22 protein-coding genes are annotated in these 22754 nt (G+C 70.3%); 10 read left to right on the top strand and 12 right to left on the bottom strand.

What is annotated here, in order from left to right; translation table 11 throughout:
• Window positions 1-49: 49 nt before the first annotated feature.
• Window positions 50-760: a helix-turn-helix transcriptional regulator gene (locus H521_RS0110385; RefSeq protein ID WP_425393588.1), complete on the top strand. Its 711-nt coding sequence runs from the start codon at window positions 50-52 to the stop codon at window positions 758-760.
• Here the strand turns inward: H521_RS0110385 and H521_RS22780 are convergent.
• Window positions 736-2142 (bottom strand): MFS transporter, encoded by a 1407-nt coding sequence (locus tag H521_RS22780; RefSeq protein ID WP_022892958.1) that lies wholly within the window; start codon window positions 2140-2142, stop codon window positions 736-738. The genes H521_RS0110385 and H521_RS22780 overlap by 25 nt on opposite strands.
• Before the next feature lie 175 nt (window positions 2143-2317).
• Between H521_RS22780 and H521_RS0110375 the strand changes: the two genes are divergently transcribed.
• On the top strand, window positions 2318-2686 hold the full coding sequence (locus H521_RS0110375) for a winged helix-turn-helix transcriptional regulator (RefSeq protein WP_342663059.1): 369 nt from the start codon (window positions 2318-2320) through the stop codon (window positions 2684-2686).
• Here the strand turns inward: H521_RS0110375 and H521_RS25050 are convergent.
• Entirely contained in the window at window positions 2658-3842 is a 1185-nt protein-coding gene (locus H521_RS25050) for a hypothetical protein (protein ID WP_022892956.1), read from the bottom strand. The two genes, H521_RS0110375 and H521_RS25050, sit on opposite strands and share 29 nt — an antisense overlap.
• A gap of 167 nt (window positions 3843-4009) precedes the next feature.
• On the opposite strand from H521_RS25050, the gene H521_RS0110365 reads away from it, so the two are divergent.
• Window positions 4010-5245, top strand: a complete 1236-nt coding sequence (locus H521_RS0110365; RefSeq protein ID WP_022892955.1) for an endonuclease/exonuclease/phosphatase family protein — start codon at window positions 4010-4012, stop codon at window positions 5243-5245.
• A 21-nt stretch (window positions 5246-5266) separates the two neighbouring features.
• On the opposite strand, the gene H521_RS0110360 is transcribed toward H521_RS0110365, so the two are convergent.
• Window positions 5267-5791, bottom strand: a complete 525-nt coding sequence (locus H521_RS0110360; RefSeq protein WP_022892954.1) for a hypothetical protein — start codon at window positions 5789-5791, stop codon at window positions 5267-5269.
• 93 nt (window positions 5792-5884) lie between these two features.
• Window positions 5885-6874, bottom strand: coding sequence for an ArsR/SmtB family transcription factor (locus H521_RS0110355; protein ID WP_022892953.1), 990 nt, complete (start codon window positions 6872-6874; stop codon window positions 5885-5887).
• 84 nt (window positions 6875-6958) lie between these two features.
• Here H521_RS0110355 and H521_RS0110350 point away from each other — a divergent pair, with 84 nt between their 5' ends.
• Complete coding sequence (locus H521_RS0110350) at window positions 6959-7366, top strand: cupin domain-containing protein (protein ID WP_022892952.1); 408 nt, start codon at window positions 6959-6961, stop codon at window positions 7364-7366.
• Window positions 7367-7411: 45 nt separating this feature from the next.
• Here the strand turns inward: H521_RS0110350 and H521_RS0110345 are convergent, their stop codons facing one another.
• Window positions 7412-8203: a siderophore-interacting protein gene (locus H521_RS0110345; RefSeq protein ID WP_022892951.1), complete on the bottom strand. Its 792-nt coding sequence runs from the start codon at window positions 8201-8203 to the stop codon at window positions 7412-7414.
• Between the two features lie 174 nt (window positions 8204-8377).
• On the opposite strand from H521_RS0110345, the gene H521_RS22770 reads away from it, so the two are divergent.
• The gene (locus tag H521_RS22770; protein ID WP_022892950.1) at window positions 8378-9259 is read left to right on the top strand and encodes a class I SAM-dependent methyltransferase; all 882 of its coding nucleotides are present in this window, start codon (window positions 8378-8380) and stop codon (window positions 9257-9259) included.
• Window positions 9260-9288: 29 nt separating this feature from the next.
• Here H521_RS22770 and H521_RS0110335 read toward each other — a convergent pair whose 3' ends face one another.
• Both H521_RS0110335 and H521_RS0110330 read right to left on the bottom strand, forming a co-directional pair.
• Entirely contained in the window at window positions 9289-10152 is an 864-nt protein-coding gene (locus H521_RS0110335; RefSeq protein ID WP_022892949.1) for an intradiol ring-cleavage dioxygenase, read from the bottom strand.
• Window positions 10153-10301: 149 nt separating this feature from the next.
• Window positions 10302-10895, bottom strand: coding sequence for a helix-turn-helix domain-containing protein (locus tag H521_RS0110330; protein ID WP_022892948.1), 594 nt, complete (start codon window positions 10893-10895; stop codon window positions 10302-10304).
• A gap of 66 nt (window positions 10896-10961) precedes the next feature.
• On the opposite strand from H521_RS0110330, the gene H521_RS0110325 reads away from it, so the two are divergent.
• A complete protein-coding gene (locus tag H521_RS0110325) occupies window positions 10962-11924 on the top strand; it encodes an NAD(P)/FAD-dependent oxidoreductase (RefSeq protein ID WP_022892947.1) in 963 nt (320 codons plus the stop codon).
• Window positions 11925-11979: 55 nt separating this feature from the next.
• On the opposite strand, the gene H521_RS0110320 is transcribed toward H521_RS0110325, so the two are convergent.
• The 4 genes from H521_RS0110320 to H521_RS0110305 all read right to left on the bottom strand — a co-directional run bounded on the left by H521_RS0110320 (window position 11980) and on the right by H521_RS0110305 (window position 17231).
• A complete protein-coding gene (locus H521_RS0110320; RefSeq protein WP_022892946.1) occupies window positions 11980-13800 on the bottom strand; it encodes a glycoside hydrolase family 35 protein in 1821 nt (606 codons plus the stop codon).
• A gap of 98 nt (window positions 13801-13898) precedes the next feature.
• On the bottom strand, window positions 13899-15236 hold the full coding sequence (locus tag H521_RS0110315) for an ABC transporter substrate-binding protein (protein WP_022892945.1): 1338 nt from the start codon (window positions 15234-15236) through the stop codon (window positions 13899-13901).
• 97 nt (window positions 15237-15333) lie between these two features.
• Complete coding sequence (locus H521_RS0110310) at window positions 15334-16284, bottom strand: carbohydrate ABC transporter permease (RefSeq protein ID WP_022892944.1); 951 nt, start codon at window positions 16282-16284, stop codon at window positions 15334-15336.
• Window positions 16281-17231 carry a carbohydrate ABC transporter permease gene (locus tag H521_RS0110305; protein ID WP_051159263.1) on the bottom strand — a complete coding sequence of 317 codons (951 nt, stop codon included), beginning with the start codon at window positions 17229-17231 and terminating at the stop codon, window positions 16281-16283. Before H521_RS0110305 ends, H521_RS0110310 begins: the two co-directional genes overlap by 4 nt.
• Before the next feature lie 168 nt (window positions 17232-17399).
• Here H521_RS0110305 and H521_RS0110300 point away from each other — a divergent pair, with 168 nt between their 5' ends.
• From H521_RS0110300 to H521_RS22760, 4 genes are all read left to right on the top strand, one after another.
• A complete protein-coding gene (locus H521_RS0110300) occupies window positions 17400-18383 on the top strand; it encodes a LacI family DNA-binding transcriptional regulator (RefSeq protein WP_084512243.1) in 984 nt (327 codons plus the stop codon).
• 85 nt (window positions 18384-18468) lie between these two features.
• Window positions 18469-20001, top strand: coding sequence for a glycosyltransferase family 39 protein (locus H521_RS22765; RefSeq protein ID WP_169513982.1), 1533 nt, complete (start codon window positions 18469-18471; stop codon window positions 19999-20001).
• Window positions 20002-20174: 173 nt separating this feature from the next.
• A complete protein-coding gene (locus tag H521_RS0110290; protein WP_026482150.1) occupies window positions 20175-20801 on the top strand; it encodes a dihydrofolate reductase family protein in 627 nt (208 codons plus the stop codon).
• Window positions 20798-21157 carry a hypothetical protein gene (locus tag H521_RS22760; protein WP_022892939.1) on the top strand — a complete coding sequence of 120 codons (360 nt, stop codon included), beginning with the start codon at window positions 20798-20800 and terminating at the stop codon, window positions 21155-21157. The genes H521_RS0110290 and H521_RS22760 overlap by 4 nt, the downstream gene beginning before the upstream one ends.
• Before the next feature lie 52 nt (window positions 21158-21209).
• Here the strand turns inward: H521_RS22760 and H521_RS0110280 are convergent, their stop codons facing one another.
• Window positions 21210-22733: an ATP-dependent DNA ligase gene (locus H521_RS0110280; RefSeq protein ID WP_022892938.1), complete on the bottom strand. Its 1524-nt coding sequence runs from the start codon at window positions 22731-22733 to the stop codon at window positions 21210-21212.
• Between the last annotated feature and the right edge of the window lie 21 nt (window positions 22734-22754).

Below are 22754 nucleotides of genomic sequence, written 5' to 3'. Positions count from 1 at the left end.
CGGCGCGAAGCTGCCGCCGCTGCTGCTCGACGATGAAGAGGCGGTGGCCGTGGCGATCGGCCTTCGCGCGGCGACAGGCATCTCGGGCGTCGAGGAGTCGAGCTCGCGCGCCCTCTCGAAGCTCGAGCAAGTGCTGCCGTCTCGCCTGCGGCCCACCGTCGCCGCGCTCGCGGCCGTCGTCGAGCGGGCGCCGGAGAACACCGGCACCGACGCGCCCGACCCCGAGGTCGATGCCGCCCTGCTCGCGGCCGTCGCCGCCGCCATCCGCGAGGTCGAGTGGATCCGCTTCGACTACCAGGGCGATGCCCGACTCATCGAGCCCTACCGGCTGCTCAGCTGGCAGCGCCGGTGGTACCTCGTCGGCCGCGACCCGTCGGCCGACGAATGGCAGACCTTCCGCGTCGACTGGATGGAGCCGCGCATGCCCACTCGGCGACGGTTCGCCCCGGTCGACCTGCCGGGCGGCGACTTCACGGCCTTCGCGATGAGATCGATCGCCGCGAGCGGCTGGAAGGTGCACGCGCGCCTGCGCATCGCGGCACCGGCCGAGTCGGTGCTCGCGCGCATCAACCACGCGGTCGGTGTCGTCGAGGCGGTCTCGGACACCGAGTCGGTGCTCGTCACGGGCGCCGACTCTCTCGACACGATCGCGGCCTACATCGGCATGCTCGGCATGGACTTCACGGTCGACTCGCCGCCCGAGCTGCGCGCCGTGCTGCTCACGTACAGCGAGCGCTACGCTCGCGCTGCACGCGGGTAGTCTCGGCGCACCCCGATCGCCGCCACGAGCACCGCGATCGCGGCGACCACGAGCGGCACGATGACCGCCCCGCGGTACACCTCGACACCCGACATCCCGCCTTCCGCAAGGGCGACGAGCACTGCCGACACCGCCGCCAGGCCGATCGCTCCGCCGAACTCGAACGAGGAGTAGAGCAGCCCGCCGGCCAGGCCCTGCTCGGCTTCGTCGATGCCCTCGGTGGCGCCGATCGTGAGCGGACCGTAGGCGAACGAGAACGCGAGCCCGATCGCGAGGAAGCTCGGCAGCATCATCGCGTACGTCCAGTCGGGGGCGACCGGCAGGAACAGCGCGTAGGCGATGAGAGCGAAGACCAGTCCGCCGAACGCGACCCGTCGATGCCCGAACCGGGCCACCAGCTTCGGCGTCACGAGCGGGGCCACGATCACGTCGAGACCCATCACGAGCATCGCGAGCGAGGTCTCGAGCACCGACCAGCCGAGCTCCTCCTGCAGGAACAGCACGACGAGGAACTGGAAGCCGAGGAACCCGCCGGCGAGCATCGCCGCCGAGAGGTTGGCGCGCACGAGGCCGGGGTTGCGGAAGATGCCGAGGCGAACGAGCGGATGCCGCGACCGGCGTTCGATCACCACGAAGACGCCGAGCAGCACGAGGCCGGCACCGATCGTCGCGACCGTGACGCCCAGGGGTTGGTGCGCCGCGCCCTCGATGCCCGCGACGAGCAGCACGAGCGCGGCGGTCACCGTGAGGCCGCCGAAGAGGTCGAGGGTGCCGCGGCCCACGCGCTCGTCGGCCGATCGCGGGATGTACCGGATCGAGAGCGCGAGCAGCACGGCCGCGACGAGCAGCGGAGCGATGAAGACCCAGCGCCACCCGAGCAGCGTGAGCAGGCCGCCGGCGACGAGTCCGATCGTGAAGCCGCCCGCGCCGACGCCCGAGTAGATGAGCACCGCCCGATCGCGGGCACGGCCCTCGAAGCTCGTGGTGATGATCGAGAGACCGGCCGGAGCCATGAAGGCCGCGGCCACCCCGGTGACCCCTCGGGCGAGGATCAGCAGCCAGCCGTCGGTGGCGAGCGCGCCGAGGCCCGAGAACAGGAGGAACGCCGTGAGGGCGATGAGGAACACCCGGCGACGGCCGAAGAGGTCGGCGGCTCGCCCGCCGACGAGCATGAACCCGCCGTAGCCGAGGATGTACGCGCTGATGATCCACTGCAGCTCACCGGTGCCCATCGGCAGCTCCGCGCGGATCGACGGCAGCGCGACGTTGAACATGCCCACGTCGATGCCCTCGAGGAAGATCGCTCCGCACATCACGAGCAGCACGGCGAGCGAGCGGCCCCTGATCGCGTCGGTCGGTCGCGTCGCCGTGTCGATGGTCACATCGTCTCCTTCGGTTCCCTCTTGTAACTGACCTCATTCTGAGTGACCATTGGGAAGTATGGAAGTAGGCACTTCAACGTCACTCGGTTCCCTCGGGGGCACCGACTCCCCCGCACCGACCCCGGCCTCGGCTTGGACCGACGCCCACCAATGGGATTTCCGCGAGGACTGCGAGGTGCGGCAGATCCTCGACCGCATCGCCGACAAGTGGTCGCTGCTGACCCTCGCGCTGCTGGCCGACGGCCCCCTGCGATTCACCGAGCTGCGTCGCCGCATCGACGGGGTGAGCCAGCGCATGCTCGCCGTGACGCTCCGTCACCTCGAGCGCGACGGCCTCATCACCCGCACGGTCTTTCCGGTGGTGCCGCCTCGCGTCGACTACGCGCTCACTCCGCTCGGCGAGTCACTCGGCAGCACCGTGCAGGCGTTCGTCGAGTGGACCGAGCGGAATCAGGAGACGATCAGCGCCGCACGCGACGAGTACGACCGGTCGAGGCCCGAAGAGACGGCGCAGCTCAGCGGCACGTCTTCGATCGCTCGATGAGCTCGTCCGACGGGCGGCCGTAGAGCCACTCGCCATTGCCGTTCGGGTCGGTGTGCCCCTGCCCGATCGCCCACGCCGTCGCCCATGGCTCGTTGTCGTCGGCGTATTCGCCCACGATGTCGTAGCACTTCGAGGTGATGGCGTGACCCACCTCGTGCGTGACGAGCGCCGCCATGATGGGGTCGCCCCACTCCTCGGCAACGCTGTTCGAGAGGGTGATCGTCGAGAGCCCGCCCTCCCAGGTGTCCCACGTGGCGGTGCCGCCGGCCGAGCCGTTGTCGCCGTAGCCGATCACGATCGGCGCCCAGTCGAACTCGAGCAGCACGCCGCCGGCGATCGAGCGGGCGAACGCCTCGACGGCCACCCGGCGCTCGTAGAGCGGCCCGGCCTTCTCCGCCTCTTCAGCAGCGTGCGTCGATTGCAGCGCCGTCGCGGTCGCGACGTATTCGTCGACCCGCGCGGGGGCGTCGAAGCCCCAAGTGGTGCCCGAGAGCTGCTCGACGGCGTTGCGATACTCGATGCGCTCGACGTTGCGAGCCGACCCGTTCGCCGCCTCGATCGACGCCGCGACCGGTGCGATCGCGTCGACGAACGCGATTCCCGCGTCAGCCGTGACCTGGTCGGCCACGGCGAGGCGCTCCACGTGGGCATCGAGCGCGTCGGCACCATCATTCAACCGCGTGGTCTCGGCGGTGAGCGCGTCGGTCGCGCCCACGAGGTCGCCGAACCAGATCGGCCTGGGCCGGGGCCCGGTCGCGTCGGGGGCGTCGACCTCGAAGGCCGGTGCTGCTTCGATCGTCGCGCCGAGTTCGGTCGCGGAGGTCGACAGCGCAGCCTTCGCGTTGACATCGACGAGGGCGTCGGGCGCGGCGAGCAGTGCCGCCGCGATCTCGCTCGTGGCCGCGGCATCCTCTGATGCGGCTTCGGTGTAGGAGTCGACGGCCTTCGCATCCATGACGGCGACCTGGTGCGACGAGACGGCGGCATCGAACCGGAGGTTCGCGATCGCGTGCGCCGCGAGGATCGCAGCCGACAGCAGCAGGAAGACCGCGACCCCGATGACGATCCAGGTGATGGTGCCTCCTGAGAGGCGTGCTCGGGCAGCGGGCGGCCCCGCGACGGCCGGCGTCGCGATCGGGTCGGATTCGAGGGTCACCCGTGCAGTATCGCCGTTCACAGGTACCCGGGGCAATTCACGAGCCCTGCGGGCGCCCGGCCGTTCGTCGACGAGTCGCCGCATCCGGTTCTTCCGCTCGTCACCCGACGCGCCTAGCGTGGACGCGTCGGCCGAATCCGTGACCGACGCGCTTCGAAGGAGAACGAATGTCCACGAAACGACCGCTCACCCTCGCGATGTCGGCTGCCGCCCTCGGCGCCCTGGCCGCCGCGACCCTCAGCACCGGCGCTGCCACCGCGGCCACCGCAGCGCCGGATGCTTCGACGCTGCGCGTCGCCACCTTCAACCTGTCGCTCAATCGAGCGATCGCCGGCGAGCTCGAGGCCGACCTCGCCACCGGCGAGGACCAGCAAGCGCAGACGGTGGCCGAGATCATCCAGCGCGCGAACCCCGACATCGTGCTGCTGAACGAGTTCGACTACGTGCCCGACGGCCGAGCCGCAGACCTCTTCCGCGACAACTACCTCGAGGTCTCGCAGGGCGGCGCCGACCCGGTCGAATATCCCTACGCGTTCGTCGCCCCCTCGAACACGGGAGTGCCGAGCGGTTTCGACCTCAATAACAACGGCGTGGTCGGCGGCGGCGACGACGCGTTCGGCTTCGGAGTCTTCGAGGGCCAGTACGGCATGGCGATCCTCTCGAAGTACCCGATCGACACCGAGGCGGTGCGCACCTTCCAGCACTTCCTGTGGAAGGACATGCCCGGCGCGCTCCTTCCCGACGACCCGGCCACGGCCGAGCCCGCCGACTGGTACTCGGCCGAGGAACTCGAAGTGATGCGCCTGTCGAGCAAGTCGCACTGGGACGTGCCGGTCGACGTCGACGGCACCACGGTGCACGTGCTCGCCTCGCACCCGACGCCACCGACGTTCGACGGTGCCGAAGACCGCAACGGGCTGCGCAACCACGACGAGATCCGGTTCTGGGCCGACTACGTCACGCCCGGCAAGGCCTCGCGCTACATCACCGACGACGCGGGCGGCACGGGCGGCCTCAATCCGAGCGAGCGCTTCGTCATCGTCGGCGACCAGAACGCCGACCCGCTCGACGGCGACTCGGTCGACGCCGCGATCGACCAGCTGCTCGGCCACAAGCGCATCTTCGACCCGCTGCCGTCGTCGGAGGGCGCCGCCGAAGCATCCGTACTCCAGGGCGGAGCCAACACGACTCACCGCGGCGACCCGCGCCTCGACACCGCCGACTTCGCCGACGGTGCACCCGGCAACCTCCGCGCCGACTACGTTCTGCCCTCGCGCAAGCTCGACGTCGCGGGCGCGGGCGTGTTCTGGCCGGTGCAGTCCGACCCGCTCTCTCAGCTCACGGGCACCTTCCCGTTCCCGTCGAGCGACCACCGGCTCGTCTGGGTCGACCTCGAGCTCTGACCGGGCACCGACGACCCGCCGTCAGGGCAGGCCGACGCGATCGGGCACGGCTCCGGCGACGCCGGGCAGCCACGATTCGACCTCGGGCCACGCCCTGGCGGTGGGCAACCGCCGCAGCAGTTTCGCGAGCGACTCCTCGGCCGGCCACGGAATCACCCGGCTCGGCGACGCCGTGGCGAGCACGCCGAGCCACCAGTGCTTCCACGTGGTCGGGAGCACCTCAGGGTGGAGCACCACGTAGTAGTCGGGCACGCTGAAGTCGTGTCGCACCGCCGCCTCGACGGCACGCTCGATCTCGAGTTCGAGCACCCCGAAGCTCGTCTGGTCGTCGAAGAACTCGACCCACGCGGCGGCCACGTGCTCGAGCGGGTCATGGTCGTGCACGACGTACGGTGCAGGGACGCGCGCCGACCAGCGGGCGACCTCGGCATCGGATGCGTCGTGCAGCGATGCCGCCCGAACGTTCGCGAAGCCCTCGAGCGCATGGATCGCACTCGTCGTCTCTTCACCGACGACGACCAGGGTGGTGCTGGCCGGAGCCTCCATTTCCGCAGTCTACGACCGCCGACGGCTGGTGATCGAGCGACAAGCGGGCATGAGCGAACGGATGCCGCGGCATCCGCTCGCTCGGAGGCTCGCTCAGACGGCCGCGCCCACCATCGCCTCGCCGAGCGGGGTGCGCGAGTGCAGCACGCGGGCTCCGTCGCGCACGCTCGCGACGAGTCCGCTCTCGCGCAGCACGGTCAGGTGGTGGGAGGCCGTCGAAACGGCGATGCCGCAATCGGTCGCGACCTGCGAGGTCGTGCGGGGGTCGTGCGAGGTGAGCAGAATTCTGGCGCGAGCCGGGCTGATGAGCGCGCCGAGCGACCGTGAGGCCTCCGCCGAATCGCGGGCCCACGTCTCGGTGACGCCCTGGGCGGGGTAGAACAGCGTCGGCTGCGCGGGCGGTTCGGTGAGCACGGCGCAGCCGGTGCCGCCCATGACCGACGGCACGAGCACGAGGCCGCTGCCCCGGCAGTCGACGAGCTCGCTGTGCTTGCGCATGCGCACGCGCACGGCCTCGCCCTGCCACGTGACCGACTCGTGCAGCCCCGCCGCCATGACCGCGATGCCCTCGGTGGCGATGCGTCGGGCGCGCACGGCGATGTCGGCGCGCAGCAGCCGGTCGAGCTGGGGCCAGACGGGTGCGATCAGGGCCCGCCAGAGCTCGCCCCATGCTTCGGAGATCATGGCGCGGGCCCGCAGAGGGTGCTCGATCATGCGAGCGATCGCCGCGTTGCGCGCACCGGTCGATCGGGCGAGCATCTTGGTGAGGTCGGCGCGCAGCAGTTCGGGGCGCACCGCGGCGAGGCGCTCGGCCTCGTCGGCCGGCGTCATGTCCCAGCCGGGCGTCGCCGTCAGGAAGTCGGGAAAGTAGCCCTCGACGCCGATGATCACGGCCATCAGCTCGAAAGGCTCCTGCGGCACCCGATCGCGCACGCTGCGCAGCCAGCCCCACTGCAGCGGCTGGTCGCCGGGCCGCTGCAGCACCCGGATCGCATGTGTCAGTTCGTGCCCGGGCGAGACGCCGAAGCGGATCGACGAGATGTCGTCGGGCGCCAGCTGGAAGTCCACGTACTTTCGATCCACATCGAAATGCTATCGAGTCGGATGCCGCGGGCGGAGCCTGTACTCACCGGATGACGTGAACATCCCCGACGAACAGGACGCATCATGAACCAGCTCACCGCGGCCCCCGCCGCACCGCTCGCGCCGCAGATGTCGACGGTCTCGACGGCACCGATTCCGCCCGTCGTGCCGGCCGACGAGATTCGTCTCGGCAGTGGACGCACTCTGCGTTTCGTGGGGCGCGAGCACGGCGCAGGCGTGTCGTTCTTCTTCGTCGACAACGAACCCGGACAGGGCCCCGATCTGCACCGCCACCCCTACCCCGAGACGTGGACCGTGATCGAGGGCGAGGTGCGCATCACGATCGACGGCCACGATTTCGAGGCACGGGCCGGCGACACGGCCACCGCACCGGCTGGCGCCTGGCATCGCTTCGTCGCCATCGGCGAAGGGCGGCTGCGCATGGTCTGCATCCACGCCTCGGACGTCATCGAGCAGGAGTTCGCCGAGTGAGACTGCCCGCCGACCGGGCTCGATCGGCCGCGAGCGGGTCGCGGTTCAGGCCGCTCGCCAGTACCCACAGAACGTGACGTTGCCCTTCGGCGCTCCGCGCTCGTTCACGAAGTGGCGTCGGGCGCCGGTGGCGAGCTTCGACTCGCCGGCCGCGAACGCGTAGACGGATCCGTCGAACGCTGGCAACTGTCGCAAGTGCTCGAGCGCCGCTGCACCGGGTGCGTCTTCGGGCCGCCGCACGATCCAGTGCAGGTCGATGCCGTCGGGCGCGTCGACCTCCTGCCGGTCTGCGAGGTCGCCGAGCTCGACGAGCGCGTGGCCGCGCGTGTCTCGAGGCAGGTCGCGCAAGATGCCGAGTACTGCGGGGAGCGCACTCTCGTCACCCACGAGCACCGTGCTGTCGGCTACGACCGGCTGGTAGCCGCAGCCCTGGTCGATGAGGCCGACGGATGCCCCGATCGGCAGGCTTCCCGCCCATGGCCCGGCAACGCCGTCGTCGCCGTGCACGACGAAGTCGATGTCGAGTTCGAGCGTTTCGGGCCGGAACTCGCGCACGGTGTAGTTGCGGATCACCGGCCGCGTCGCCCGCGGCAGCGTGAGGTAGCGGAGGTAGCCGGCCATGTCGTACGTGCCCGAGAGGTTGTCGAATCGAGTGCCCTCAGCGACCGGAACCGCGAGGCGGAACCACTGGTCGAAGCCGAGGTGGCGCCAGTCGACGAGCTCGTCGCCGGCGACCGTGAGCCGCACGAAGTGCGGCGAGATCAGCCTGGCGCTCACGACCTCGGCCTCGATGACGCCGTTCTTCGCGTGCGTGACCGCGATGTTGCTGACTGCCACAGGCCCTCCAAGTTAGGTAACGCTTACCTTACTCGAGGCGAGCGCCGGTTGATCCGGGTGAATCTCAGCACTGTCACTGAGAGATCTTCAGTGCTCCGCACGGGTGCGGCCGTCGCCGAACGCGCGCATGCTTGCCGCATCCCATCCCGTTCGAGTACGTCGAAGGAGACGACCATGACCGATTCACCCGCAGCACGGACCGCATCCAGCAGCACGCCCGGCGCGCCCGCGACCGACCGGGCCGCCGCCGACCAGGCGCTCAAGGCGAAGCACCGCGCCATGTGGGCATCGGGCGACTACCCGACCCTCGCTACCGACCTCATCTGGAGCCTCGGCGACACCCTCGTCGACGCGGTCGGCGTCGAGCCGGGCGACCGTGTGCTCGACGTGGCGGCCGGTTCCGGAAACGCGGCGATCCCCGCAGCGCTTCGCGGCGGCGCGGTCGTTGCGAGCGACCTCACACCCGAACTGTTCGAGGTCGGTCGCCGGCGCGCGGCCGACGCCGGCGCCGACCTCGAGTGGCGAGAGGCCGACGCCGAGTCGCTGCCGTTCGACGACGCCGAGTTCGACGTGGTCGTCTCGTGCGTGGGGGTGATGTTCGCGCCGCACCACCGCGAGGCCGCTGGCGAGCTGCTGCGAGTCACCCGCCCCGGCGGTCGCATCGGCCTGCTCAGTTGGACGCCCGACGGCTTCATCGGCCAGATGTTCCGCGCCATGAAGCCGTATGCGGCTCCTCTGCCGTCGGGCGCCGAGCCCGCACCGCTCTGGGGTGACGAGCAGCACGTTCGCGAACTGCTCGGTGACGGGGTCGACGACTTGACGGCTCGTCGCGAGAGCATCGTGATCGACCGATTCGACTCCCCCGAGGCGTTCCGGGACTACTTCAAGCAGAACTACGGCCCGACCATCGCCGTCTACGGCCGCATCGCCGACGACGGCGAGCAGGTTCGCGCACTCGACGACGCGCTCGTCGAGCTCGCTCGATCGCACGGCCTCGGCTCGCCCGGCGACGCGATGCGGTGGGAGTACCTGCTCGTCACCGCGCGCCGCAGCTGACGGACGCGGTCGCGCGAACGAAGGGGCGTTCACACCCCGATCGTGAGCGCGGCCGTGTACCCGCCGTCGACCGAGCCCGACATGCTCGCGATCTGGTGAATGCCGCCGTCGTCGCCGAAGACGTTGTCGCGCGCGAGGCTGACCTGCGAGACGTTGCGCACGCTCTGCTCGTATCCGGCGGTGGCGTAGACGAGCCGGTTGACCTCGTCGGGCAGCGCGATCTGCGAGGTCTTCACGATCGGCCCCGAGGCGACCGCATTCGCGACATCGGAATACACCTCGAAGTGGATGTGCGGCCATCGACCCGAGTAGCACGCCGGGTACACCGAGCTGAACCGCACGGTGCCCATGGTGTCGGTCTCCTGCACACCGCGCAGGTAGTTCACGTTCTCGAGGCCGTCGGAGTAGAGCGAGTAGTTGCCCTCGCGGTCGCAGTGCCACAGGTAGACGCCCGCGCCGACGAGGGCGGCGCCGCTTGCGGCATTCCGAACGGTCAGCTCGATCGTGAGCGGCACGCCCTGCGCGACCGTCGTCGACGAACCGAAACTCGAGCGGATGTCGCTGCGCACGATGCCCGAGTCGTCGAGCACGTTCACGCCGTTCGAGCCGTCGGCCGGATACGGCCCGCCGGTCTCATCGGGCACTTCGTCGAGCGGGCCGGATGCCGCGGCCGATGCCGTCGGCGTCGAGCTCGCACTCGGCGTGCCGGCCGTCGCGCTCGGCGTGGGGTCCGCCCCGGCGCACGCCGCGAGCAGGCTCGTCAGCCCGATGCCGCCGAAGATGCCGAGCATGCGCCGTCGGTCGACGAGGGTGCGGATGTCGTAGACGAGCCCGCGGTGGTCTTCGTCGATCTCGTCACCGTGCTCGTCGAGCCAGCGGGGGTCGGTCGTCATGAGGGTGCTCCTCTCGATGGGCGTGCGTCCACCCTGACGGCCTGGCGCCGCTGCCGCCTGTGCGCCGGCTCTGGGATCGCCATGAACGAGGCCCGAGCTCGCCCCGAAGGCGGCAGCACTGCACCGCCACGGCCACGGCCACGAATGCCTCAGCCGGCGGGCGCACGCTCAGCGTCGGTGCGGAGGTGCATGCGCTCTCCCTGCACGCTCAGCAGGTTGAGGATCTCGGCCGGCTCGTTCGAGGCACTCACATGGCCGTGCGGAACACGAGTGTCGAACTCGGCGGCCTCGCCCGCCTCGAGGATGATCTCCTCGTCGCCGAGCGCGAGGCGCACGCGGCCGCTGAGCACGTAGATCCAGTCGTAGCCCTCGTGGGCGCCCTGCTTCACGGGCTCGTCGGCCGGGTGCCCGGGAAGCACCATCTTGAAGGCTCGCAGTTCGGGGTTCTGCCTGGTGAGCGGAATGATGGCCCTCCCGCCCCGGTAGAACGGCTTCGGGTGGATGCGCGGGTCGGCGATCTGGGGTGCGCCGACGAGATCGTCGAGGTTCGCTCGGTAGGCGGCGGCGATGCGGATGAGCAGTTCGAGGGTGGGGCGACGCAGGCCCGACTCGAGCCGCGAGAGCGTGCTCGTGGAGATGCCGGTCTCGGCCGCGAGCTCGGCGAGCGTGTAGCCGCGGCGGTGCCGAAGTTCACGCAGCCGCGGAGCGACACCGTCGAGCATGGCCTCGATGTCGTCGGTCATTCGGCTCCTCTTGCTGATTTGGCAACACTCGTTGCGGCTGCTCCAGCGTATCGCGAGGCTTGAGCCATGCAACGTGAATCCTGGGATGTCATCATCATCGGCGGCGGCAGCGCCGGCCTCAGCGCCGCCCTCATGCTCGTGCGGGCCCGACGGCGAGTGCTCGTGCTCGACGGCGGCGCACCGCGCAACCGTTTCGCCGCGCACATGCACGGCGTGCTCGGCCGCGACGGCTGGTCGCCGCTCGAGCTGCTCGCGACGGGCCGCGAAGAGGTCGAGCGCTACGGCGGTGTCGTGCGCACCGACGAGGTCGCCGCCGCCGAACCTGCCGACACGATCGGTGCGCTCGGCGGCGCTCGCGGCTTCACGGTGACCCTCGCGTCGGGCAAGCGTCACACCGCGCGGCGACTGCTCGTGGCCACCGGCCTCCGAGACGAGCTCCCGGCGATCCCCGGCCTCGCCGAGCAGTGGGGCACGGGCGCGGTCGTCTGCCCCTACTGCGACGGCTGGGAGGTGCGCGATCGCCGCATCGGCGTACTCGCGACCGGCCCGCGAAGCGTGCACCAGGTGCAGTTGCTGCGGCAGTGGTCGCCCACGGTCACGTTCTTTCTCAACGGCACGGATGTCGCGGCCGACGACCTCGCCGGCATCACCGCCCGCGGCATCGCCGTCGAGCCCCGCACCGTCGACCGCGTGCTCGCCGACGAGAACGGCGAGTTGCGCGGCATTCGGCTCGCCGACGGCGCCGAGGCTCCCCTCGACTCGATCTTCCTGGGTCCGGCCTTCGTGCCGAACGACGGCCTGCTCATCGGACTCGGGGCGACCACTGGCGAGGGCTTCGGACCAGGCGGCGGCGAATGGGTGAGCGTCGACCCGACGGGTCGCACGAGCGTCGCCGGCGTCTGGGCGGCCGGCAACGTCGTGAACCCCGGAGCATCCGTGCCGGGCGCTGCCGGAGCCGGCAACCTCGCGGGCGCGGCGATCAACGCCGACCTGATCGAGGAGGAGATCCGCCTCGCGCTCGCCGCGTGACGAGCGCGGCACGACGCCGTGCGCGGGCGCGACGTGCTGGTCGCGCCCGCTCCACTCAGATCTCGGTGTGGCCGAGCTCTGCTGCCGCGAGGGTACGGATGACGGGTTCGGCGATCGACTCGAACTCGAGCACGGCGACCTCGTTACGGCCGGCGCGCGTGACCGGTGCCGGCACGATGAGGGTGCGCTGCGGGCCGCGACGCCAGTAGCGGCCGAGCAGGAACCCGTTGACCCAGACGAGGCCCTTGCCCCAGTGCAGCGTGTCGAGGAAGAGGTCGGCGGGCGCGTCGAGCGTGAACTCGCCCGCGGCGAGGAACGGCCCCGCCGGGAACCGCGCCGCCTCGGCCGCCGCCGCAGGGAGGAGTGCCGCGAGCACCCCGCCCTGCCCGGCATTAGCACCGAGCAGACCCGACGCGAGCGCGGGCACGGCGTCGAGGTCGATGGGCCGGGCCTGCCAGCCGGTGAGTTCGACGCCGTCGAGGGCGACCCCGCTGATCAGGCCCTTGTGCTCACCGATGCGTGGGCCGTAGTCGACACGGCCCTGGTCTTCGACGACGAGCGCGAGCTCGCCGCGGGCGTCGGGCAGTGCGATCGCACGTTCGTGCGCGTCGCGCGCGAGCACGCCGATCGGAGCACCGTCGATCAGCACCCAGGCGCGGTCGCGTACCTCCTCGCCGACCGTCATGGTGCCGGGGCCGCCACGCTCGAGCGTGGTCGTGAACACCACGATGCCGCGGTCGTGCTCAAGCTCGTCGAAGCTCGGCATGGTGTCGAAAAGTCGCGCCGCACCGAGCGAGGGCGCGAGCTCGACGAGGGTGGGGCCGGCATGCAGCGGGGCCATGAGTTCGGGCGCCGGGGCGCGGTCGGCCGGAACCTCGTCGGGCACCTCGGCGTATCGCGAGATCACCTCGCGGAACGCCCAGAACTTCGCCGTCGGGTGGCCCGCCTCGTCGAGCGGGGCGTCGTAGTCGTAGCTCGTCGTGATCGGGGCATACCGACCCTTGTCGTTCGCCCCGGTCGTGAGCCCGAAGTTCGTGCCGCCGTGGAACATGTAGATATTCACCGAGCCGCCCGCCGCGAGCAGCGTGTCGAGTTCGTGAGCGGATGCCGCGGCATCCGTGGTGTGGTGGTGCATGCCCCAGTCGTCGAACCAGCCGCACCAGAACTCCATGCACAAGAGCGGGCCGGTGGGCTGGAACTCGCGCAGGGTCTCGAGTCGTTCGGTGACGCGCGAGCCGAACGAGCCCGTGAGGTGCAGGCCGGGCAGGCTGCCGTCGGCGAGCATCTGCGGGGTCGGCTGGTCGATCGTCGTGAGGGGCACGGTGATGCCCGCCTCGCGCGTGACGCGAACGAGCTCGGCCAGATACACCTTGTCGGTACCGTAGGCGCCGTACTCGTTCTCGATCTGCACGAGCACCACAGGGCCGCCCGCATCGATCTGCCGCGGGGCGACGATCTCGTAGACGTGACGAAGGTAGTCGCTCACCGCTGCCAGGTAGTGCGGCTCCGAACGGCGCACGCCCACGTCGGGGTCGCGGAACAGCCACGCGGGCAGCCCGCCGTTGTCCCACTCCGCACAGATGTAAGGCCCCGGGCGCACGACCGCGTGCATGCCCTCGGCCGCGACGAGATCGAGGAACCGGCCGAGGTCGAGGCCGTCGTCTGCCCGCCACTCGCCACGGTGCTGTTCGTGCGCGTTCCACGCGACGTAGGTCTCGATCGTGTTGAGACCCATCAGCCGGGCCTTGTGGATGCGGTCGGCCCAGAGATCGGGATGCACTCGGAAGTAGTGCAGCGCGCCCGCGAGGATGCGGTGCGGCCGGCCATCGAGTTCGAAGTCGGTGGCGCCGATGGCGAAGCGGGAAGGGGCGGTCACGGGGCATCCGTTCTGAGGTGAATGGCGCGGGGTGGCCGCGCGCGGGTGGAGATGAGCGGGGCCGGCCGAGCGGACTCGGCCGGCCCCGCATGGCAGTGCTACTCGGAGACCGAGAAGCCCTGCTTGTTGCCGTATTCGACGAGCTGGCTCTGCCAGTCGGCGAGACCCTCGTTCAGGTCGGCCTTGTTGATGTACGACTGCCCGACGGTGTCGCCGAAGATGCTGTTCGCGAAGACCTGGTAGGGCAGGTACGACCAGCCGGGCGCCACGTCCTTCGAGGCCTGCGTGAGCACCTCGTTGATCTTCTGACCGCCGAAGTACTCGGACTCGAAGGCCTTGAAGTCGGGGTCCTCGAGGTCGGCAGTGGTCGACGGGAACCCGCCGGACTCCAGGAACACCTCGATCGATGCGGGGTCGTTGTTCAGCCAGCGCAGGAAGGCCGCGGCGAGCGCCGGGTTCTTGCTCTGCTTCGTGACGGACTGCCCGCCGCCGCCGTTCTCCGACGTCACCGGGGTGCCGTCGTAGGTCGGCATCGGTGCCACGCGCCAGTCGCCCGAGGCATCCGCAACGCTCGACTCGAGCACGCCCGGCATCCACGCGCCGATCGGCAGCGTCGCGATCGATCCGTCGGCGAGGCCCTTGAACCACTCGTCGCTCCACCCGGGGGTGGTGGCGAGCAGGTCGCCCTCGACGAGCTGGTTCCAGACGCCCGTCCACTTCTGGGTGCCCTCGTCGGCCAGGTTCACCGAGATGTCGGTGCCGTCGATGCCGAACGGGCGGCCGCCGGCCTGCCAGATCATGCTCGTGGCGAAGCCGGCGTCACCGGTGTCGGAGGTGATGTACTTCGTCGGGTCGGCGGCGTGGAGCTGCTTCGCCGCGGCGATGTACTCGTCCCACGTGGTCGGCACGGCGATGCCGAACTGGTCGAACACGGCCTTGTTGTAGAACATCGCCATGGGGCCCGAGTCCTGCGGCAGGCCGACGAGCTTGCCGTCGATGTTGACGCTGCCCCAGGTGGAGGCGGCGTAGTCGTCTTCGAGCGAGTCGAGGCCGTATTCGCCGAGATCGACGAGCGCGTCGGAGAGGGCGAACTGCGGCATCGCGTAGTACTCGATCTGCACGACGTCGGGTGCGCCCGAACCCGCCTTGATGGCGTTCTGCAGTTTCGTGTACTCCTCGGTGTTGGTGCCGGCGTTGACGAGCTCGACGTCGACCTTCGGGTAGGCCTTCTCGAACGCGGCGACCTGTGCCTCGGCGCTCGGCGTCCAGCTCCAGTAGGTGAGCTTGCCGCCGGCCTCGAGCGCTGCGTCGAGGTCGGTGCCGGTGCCGGCGCTGCTGCCGCTGTCGGTCGCGCAGGCGGCGAGGGCGCCGACCGCGAGTGCGGCGGTCGCTGCGACTGCCAGGGTCCGCCGGAGGGCGGTGCGGGCGATGGTCATGTGATGCTTCCCTTCACTTCGTTGTGTGCCTTCTGTTCCGGGGCAGGACGCTCCGGGTCGAGCGGGGTGGGTGCGGACGTCTCGCGGTGCCGCTCGGTCACTGCTTGACGCTTCCGGCGCTGAGTCCCGACTGCCAGAACCGCTGCAGGCCGAGGAACGCGACGACGATGGGGATGATCGTGAGGAGCGAACCCGTGATCACGAGGTTGTAGATCGGCTGCGCTGCCGCGCCCGTGGCCTGGGCGTTCCACTGGTTGAGCCCGACGGTCAGCGGGTACCACGTGGGGTCGCTCAGCATGATGAGCGGCAGGAAGTAGTTGTTCCACGTCGCCACCACGGTGAAGAGCAGCACCGTCACGATGCCCGGCGCCAGCAGGCGGATCGAGATCGTGAAGAAGGTGCGGAACTCCCCCGCGCCGTCCATGCGCGCGGCCTCGAGCACCTCGGTCGGCACGGAGTCGACCGCGTAGACCCAGATCAGGTAGAGCCCGAACGGGCTGATCAGCGAGGGGATGATGATCGCCCACGGCGTGTTCGTGAGGCCGAGCTGGCTGAACATCAGGAAGGTCGGCACGGCGAGCGCGGTACCGGGCACCGCGATCGCGCCGAGCACGACGGCGAAGACCGCGCGGCGACCCGCGAAGCGGAACTTCGCGAGCCCGTAGCCGGCGAGGGTGGCGAGCAGGGTCGCACCGCCGGCGCCGAGCACGACGTAGAGCAGTGTGTTGCCGAGCCAGCGCACGAAGATGCCGTCGCGGTAGGTGAGCGTCTCCCAGATGTTCTGGAGGAGCACGAACTCGTCGTCGAACCAGAGCCCGAAGCTCGTGAAGAGCCCGCTCTGCGTCTTGGTGGCGTTGATCACGAGCCAGAGGATCGGCACGAGGCTGTAGCTCACGAGGATCGACATCAGCAGCGTGAACGCGATCGACTTGCGGGGTTCGCGCGAGGAGCGGCGACGGCGCGAGGTGCTGGTGCGCACGGCATCGGGGTGGATGCCGCGGCGCCGCGGGGTGGGCGTGGTCAGGGCGCGAGTGGCCGTGCTGGTCATCGCTCCTCCTTTCGTGCGCCGCGGAGTTGCACGACGTAGGCGATCACCGCGGTGATGACGCCCATCACGATCGCGACGGTGGCCGAGGCGTTGTACTGCTGGCCCGCGAACGAGAGGTTGTAGGCGTACATGTTCGGCGTGAAGTAGGTGGTGATGACGTTCGGCGCGAGCGTGCGCAGGATGTTGGGCTCGTTGAAGAGCTGGAAGCTGCCGATGATCGAGAAGATCGTGGCGATCACGATGGCCCCGCGCAGGGCCGGCAGCTTGATGGCCCTGACGACGCGCATCGGGCCGGCGCCGTCGAGTTCGGCCGCCTCGTAGAGGTCGGTCGGGATGGTGCGCAGTGCCGAGTAGAAGATCAGCATGTTGTAGCCGACGAACTCCCACGTGACGATGTTGCCGATGGAGGCGAGGATCCAGTCGGGAACGAAGGGGGTGACGACCTCGGCGCCGAGCAGGTCGTTGATGTTCGACGCGAGGCCGAAGTCGTCGCCGTAGATGAAGCCCCACATGAGCACGGCGACGACCGCGGGCACGGCGTACGGCAAGAAGATGACGATGCGGAAGAAGCCCGAGGCGTGCAGCCGCGCACTGTCGATCGCGAGCGCGGCGATCAGTGCGAGGGCGAGCATCACCGGCACCTGCACGACGAGGAACAGCGTGACGCGCACGAAGCCCTCCCAGAACTGCGCGTCGCCGAACAGCTCGACGTAGTTGTCGAAGCCCACGAAGGCGTTGCCGCCGATGAGCTGTTCGCGGAAGAGGCTGAGATACACGGAGTACGCGACCGGGGCGATGAACACGAGCAGGAACACGACGAGGAAGGGCACGACGAACGCGAGGCCCTTCCACTCGCTTCGGCTGCGCACTCGGATGCCGCGGGGCCGCGGTGCCGGGGCGGGCACCACGGCGTCTCGGGACTGTGTCGGGAGGGACGTCGCTGTCATCACAATTTCCAATCGGGCATGTTCACGTCAACATGCTGAGCGTCACTGTAGCATGTTGACGTGAACATGCGCCATGGTTGGCGTGGTCTTCGACGAAGGAGCAGCGATTTGACCGCCATAGGCACGGCACCAGACACCGCCGCGTCCGGCCGACGCCGCGGGCCCTCGATGGCCGACGTCGCCCGCGAGGCCCACGTCTCGGGCCAGACGGTCTCTCGCGTCTCGAACGGCCGGCACAACGTCGACGCCGACACGAGGGAGCGCGTGCTCGCGGCCATGCGCAAGCTCGGCTACCGGCCGAACAGCGCCGCTCGCGCGTTGCGCACCGGCCGCTTCCACAGCATCGGCGTGATCATGTTCACCCTCTCGAGCTTCGGCAACATGCGCACGCTCGACGCCATCGCGATCGCCTCGGCCGATGCGGGATACTCGATCACGCTCATTCCCGTGCCGCATCCGACCCAGGGCGAGATCTCGGGAGCCTTCGACCGCCTGAGCGAAGAGGCCGTCGACGGCGTCATCATCATCATCGAGGCGCACCTGCTCGACGAGAGCGACATCGAACTGCCGCCCGACCTGCCCGTGGTCGTCGTCGACTCCACCGGCAGCGATCGTTACACCGTCGTCGACACCGACCAGGCCCTCGGCGCCCGGCTCGCGACCGAGCACCTGCTCGCGCTCGGCCACCGCACGGTCTGGCACATCGCCGGGCCTGAACGCTCCTACTCGGCGAGCCGGCGTCGCGAATCGTGGCAGCAGACCCTCGCCGCGCACGGCGCAGAGGCACCGCCCGTGCTCGTCGGCGACTGGTCGGCCGAGTCCGGCCACGAGATCGGGCGCGCGCTCGCCGCGGATCCCGAGGTCACCGCCATCTTCGCGGCCAACGACCAGATGGCGCTCGGTGTGCTGCGTGCCATGCATGAGGCCGGACGCGCCGTGCCCGACGAGGTGAGCGTCGTCGGCTTCGACGACATGGAGGAGGCGGCGAGCTTCTGGCCCCCGCTCACGACCGTGCGCCAGTTCTTCGGCGAGGTCGGCCGGCTCTCGGTCGAGGCGCTGCTGCACGAGGTCGAGAGCAGCGAGCGTCGCGAGAACCGGCTCGTGACGACCGAGCTCGTCGAGCGCGCGAGCACCGGGCGCCCGCCGAGCTGAGCCGCGCACCCGTTCCCTGAGCACGGTCTCGCGCCGTCGCGCCACCCCCTCGCGGTTCCGCGGCTCGTTGCGCATCATGGCCCTGATGGTCAGGTCCGAGCACGCCGCACGCGTCGACTCCGCGATCACGAGCGGGTCGACCGCCAACTGGCGCGACGGGCGCGTCGCCGTCGTGATCGGCGCCGCGACGACGCTCGTCGCGGTCGCCGGGTCGTGGATTCCCTCGATCTGGGGCGATGAGGCGGCGAGCCTCATGTCGGCGCGCCGCGACTGGGCCTCCCTCTGGACCATGCTCGGCACGGTCGACGCCGTGCACGGGTTCTACTACGCGCTGCTGCACGTGTGGATCGACCTCGTGGGCGACTCGCCGCTCGCGATCCGGCTGCCCTCGGGCATGGCAGTGGGTGCGGCATCCGCCGGCCTCTACCTGCTGGTGCGCCGCCGCGCGCCACGCGAGACGGCGATGATCGCCGCGGTCGTCTTCGCCGTGCTGCCGCGCGTGACGTTTCTTGCGACCGAGGCCCGATCGCTCGCGTTCTCGACCGCGGCGGTGGTCTGGCTGACCCTGCTCGCGCTGCGGCTGCTCGACGCGCCGATGCGGCGGGTCTGGTGGTGGGTCTACGCGATCGGGCTCGCCCTCTCGAGCTACCTGTTCCTCTACTCGGCGCTGCTCATTCCGGTGCACGCCATCGTCGTGGCCGTCGAACTGCGCCGGACGGGGCCCGCCCGCGGCATCCGCCTGCGGCCCTTTCTGGTCGCCTGGGCGACCGCGGCCGTGCTCGCGGCGCCGATCGCCGTCATCGCCGTCATGCAGCGCGACCAGATCGCGTTCTCGAGAGCTTCGCGCGAGGTCTCGCCCGAGGCCGTGCTCATTCAGCAGTGGTTCATGTTCGAGCCGGCCGCGCTCGTCGCCTGGGCACTCATTGCCGTCGCCGTCGCCGCCGTCACCGTGCGCGCGGCGCCGCATCGGCGGCCCCCGGCGCACGGCCATCGGCACCTGCTCGTGCTCGGCATCGTCTGGGCGGTCGTGCCGACCGCGGTGCTCCTCGTCGTCGCGGCCGTCGCCTCGCTCGGCTACACGCCCCGCTATCTCGCGTTCTGCGCACCAGCGGTGGCGATTCTGATCGCGATCGCCGTCGCCGCGCTCCCCCGCCGCTGGATGCGGGTCGTCGCCGTCGCCGTCATCGCGGTGCTCGCGCTGCCCGCCTACCTCGACCAGCGATCGCCGTACTGGAAGAACGGCGGCACCGACTGGCAGGCGGTCGCCGAGGTCGTCGACGAGGTCGCCGAGCCCGGCGACGGCATCGTCTTCGATGAGGGCGTTCGCCCGTCGCGCCGACCGCGCCTCGCCATGCACGCCTACACGCACGGCTTCGAGGGGCTCGTCGACCTCGCACTCGTGCGCCCGTATGACGCGACCGATCACCTGTGGGATGTCACGGCCCCCCTCTCCGAGCTCGAGGAACGCCTCGACGGGGTCGATCGCGTCGTCGTCGTGTCGCGCGGCGACGGCGGCGTCGAGCACGATGTCGCGACGCTTCGACGCGCCGGATTCGCGCCGGTCGAACGCGTGGATCTCGTCTCGACCGTGATCACGGTGCACGAACGCAGGTCGTGACCTGCGCGCGTCGTGATCTGCGCACGTCGTGACCTGCGCCTGCGGCCGCATCGGGGGTTCCATCGGCCCGGCCGATACGGGAGATTGGAACCACGATGCCGAAGCAGCGGCATCCCATTCGATGTTCGGGCACCGAGCGGCATCCGTCGCCGGTCACTGCGAAGGAGCACATCATGGGAATCATCGTCGTCGACCTCTTCATCACCCTCGACGGGGTGTACCAGGCACCCGGTGGCCCAGAGGAGGACACGTCGAACGACTTCGAACTGGGCGGTTGGCAGGGCGCGTACCTCGACGACGAGACCGGCGAAACGATCGGCGCGGGCATCGACCGCCTGCAGGCGCTGCTGCTCGGCCGCAAGACCTACGACATCTTCGCCGACTACTGGCCGAAGGTGAGCGACGAGGAGCCGATCGCGGCGAAGTTCAACGCAGTGCCGAAGTTCGTCGCCTCGCGCACCCTGACCGACCCGAGCTGGGCCGGAACCACGGTGATCACGGATGTCGCCACCGAGGTGGCTGCGATTCGCGACCGCTTCGACGAGATCCACGTGATCGGCAGCGGCGATCTCGCGAGAACGCTGATCGCCGAGGGGCTCGTCGACCGGCTCAATCTGTGGGTCTACCCGATCACCCTCGGTGCTGGAAAGCGGCTCTGGGCCGACGGGCTCGCCCCGACCGCGTTCACCCTCGCCGAACCGCCGAAGGCATTCCCGAAGGGCGCGATCCAGCTCGTCTACACGCCGGCGGGCCCGCCCATCACCGGGTACGACATGGCCGCCGAGGGACTGCAGACGTGAACAGCGAGCCCGAGGGCGAGGGCACGGGCGAGCACGAAGGCAGGCGCGAAGCAGGTCGCCGGCGACTCGATGAGTTCGCACCCGACCTGCTCGCACGGCCCGACGTCGCCATCGGCAGGATGTTCGGGTCCGACGGCGTCTCAGTGCGCGGCAAGCTCTTCGCGTTCGTCGCGAACAGCGGCGGACTCGTGGTCAAGCTGCCGGCCGACCGCATCGACGAGCTCGACCTCGACAACATGGTGATGCGCGGCCGGCCGATGCGGGAATGGGCGGTCGTGCCGTTCGGCGACGGCGTCGACCGTTGGCGCGACATCGCCGACGAGGCCTACGCGTTCGTCGACTCGATCACGCCGTGAGCTGCCGCCGGCGCGCGGCCGGTGCACTGCAGGCTTGCGCCCGCCCGCCCACTCACTCGCGCAGCAGCGCCCGCAGCGTCTGGATCGTGTCGGCGTCGCCGGCGAGCTTGTCGTCGCGATAGCGCTTGACCCGCGCGAACCGCAGCGCGATGCCGCCGGGATACCGGCTCGAGCGCTGCACCCCGTCGATCGCGATCTCGACGACGATGATGGGCTCGACCCACACGGTGTTGGCCGTGCGCCGCGTCTCGATCTGCGGGAACCGCTCGGTCTGCCACCGCAGCAGCTCGTCGGTGAGCCCCTTGAAGGTCTTGCCGACCATGACGTAGCCGCCGGGTTCGCCGAACTCGCCCGTGGGGTCGAGCGCACCGAGGTGCAGGTTCGACAACCAGCCGGTGCGCCGGCCCGAACCCCACTCGCACGCGAGCACCACGAGGTCGTAGGTGTGCACGGGCTTCACCTTGATCCAACTCGATCCGCGTCGGCCCGCCGCATACGGCGAACCGATCGCCTTGACGACCACGCCCTCCTGCCCGGCGGCGAGCGCCTCGCGTGACACCCGCTCGGCGAGGTCGGGGTCGTCGGTCACCTCGCCGGGAATGCGGTACTCGGGCGCGATGCGCTCGAGCTCGGCGAGCCGGGTCGCGAGCGGTTCGTCGAGCAGGTCGCGGCCGTCGACGTGCAGCACGTCGAAGAACCACGGATGCAGCAGGGTCTCGCGTGCGGCATCGGCACCGAACCTCGACATGGTCTCTTGGAACGGCCGCGGCACTCCGGCTTCGTCGAGCGAGAGCGTCTCGCCGTCGAGGATGACGTCGTGCACGGGCAGCTGCCGCACGACCTCGACCACCTCGGGCAGCCGGTGGGTGACGTCGGCGAGGTTGCGGGTGAAGACGCGCACGTCGTCGCCGGAACGGTGCACCTGGATGCGGGCGCCGTCGAGCTTGAATTCGACGGATGCCTCGCCGGTGGTCTCGATCGCGGCGGCAGCGCTCGACGCGGTGGCCGCCAGCATGGGCAGCACAGGTCGGCCGACCACGAGCCCGACGGCGGCGAGCTCGGCTTCGCTGCCGGTGAGCGCGAGTCGAGCGGTCTCGCCGAGGTCGCCCGAGAGCATCGCCGCGCGGCGCACCACCTCGCCCGGGCGTTCGGCAGCCCGCGCGATCGCGTCGGTCAGCACCCCTTCGAGGGCGCCGGTGCGCATCTCGCCGAGCAGCGCGCGAGCGATGAACCCCTGCTCGCGTTCGGTTGCCCGCCCGATCAGCTCGCGCAACTCGCGGGCGCGCTCGCTCGACGACCCGGCACCGGATGCCCCGGCCAACCGATCGAGCGCGGCATCGAGTTCGCCCACCGTGATGGTGGGCCCGTCTGCGGGTGCGCCGTCCGCGGCCGCGACCCCGCGCCATCCGACGCCGACACGCCCCTGCCGGGGCTTGCCGACGAGCAGCCCGACGGCCGGGGCGATCTCATCGGGTTCGAGCCGGCGCAGCAGCTCGGCGAGCGCATCGACCTTGGCGAGGCGCGAGCGGGTCGAAGCGACGGTATCGGCGGTCAGCGCGAGTTCATCGAGCAGCACAGCCTCAGTCTTCCACTGCCC

Source organism: Agromyces subbeticus DSM 16689, assembly GCF_000421565.1.
GTDB lineage: Bacteria > Actinomycetota > Actinomycetes > Actinomycetales > Microbacteriaceae > Agromyces > Agromyces subbeticus.
The sequence above is the reverse complement of the archived record's forward strand: the minus strand, read 5'-3'. Positions and strand labels throughout refer to the sequence as shown.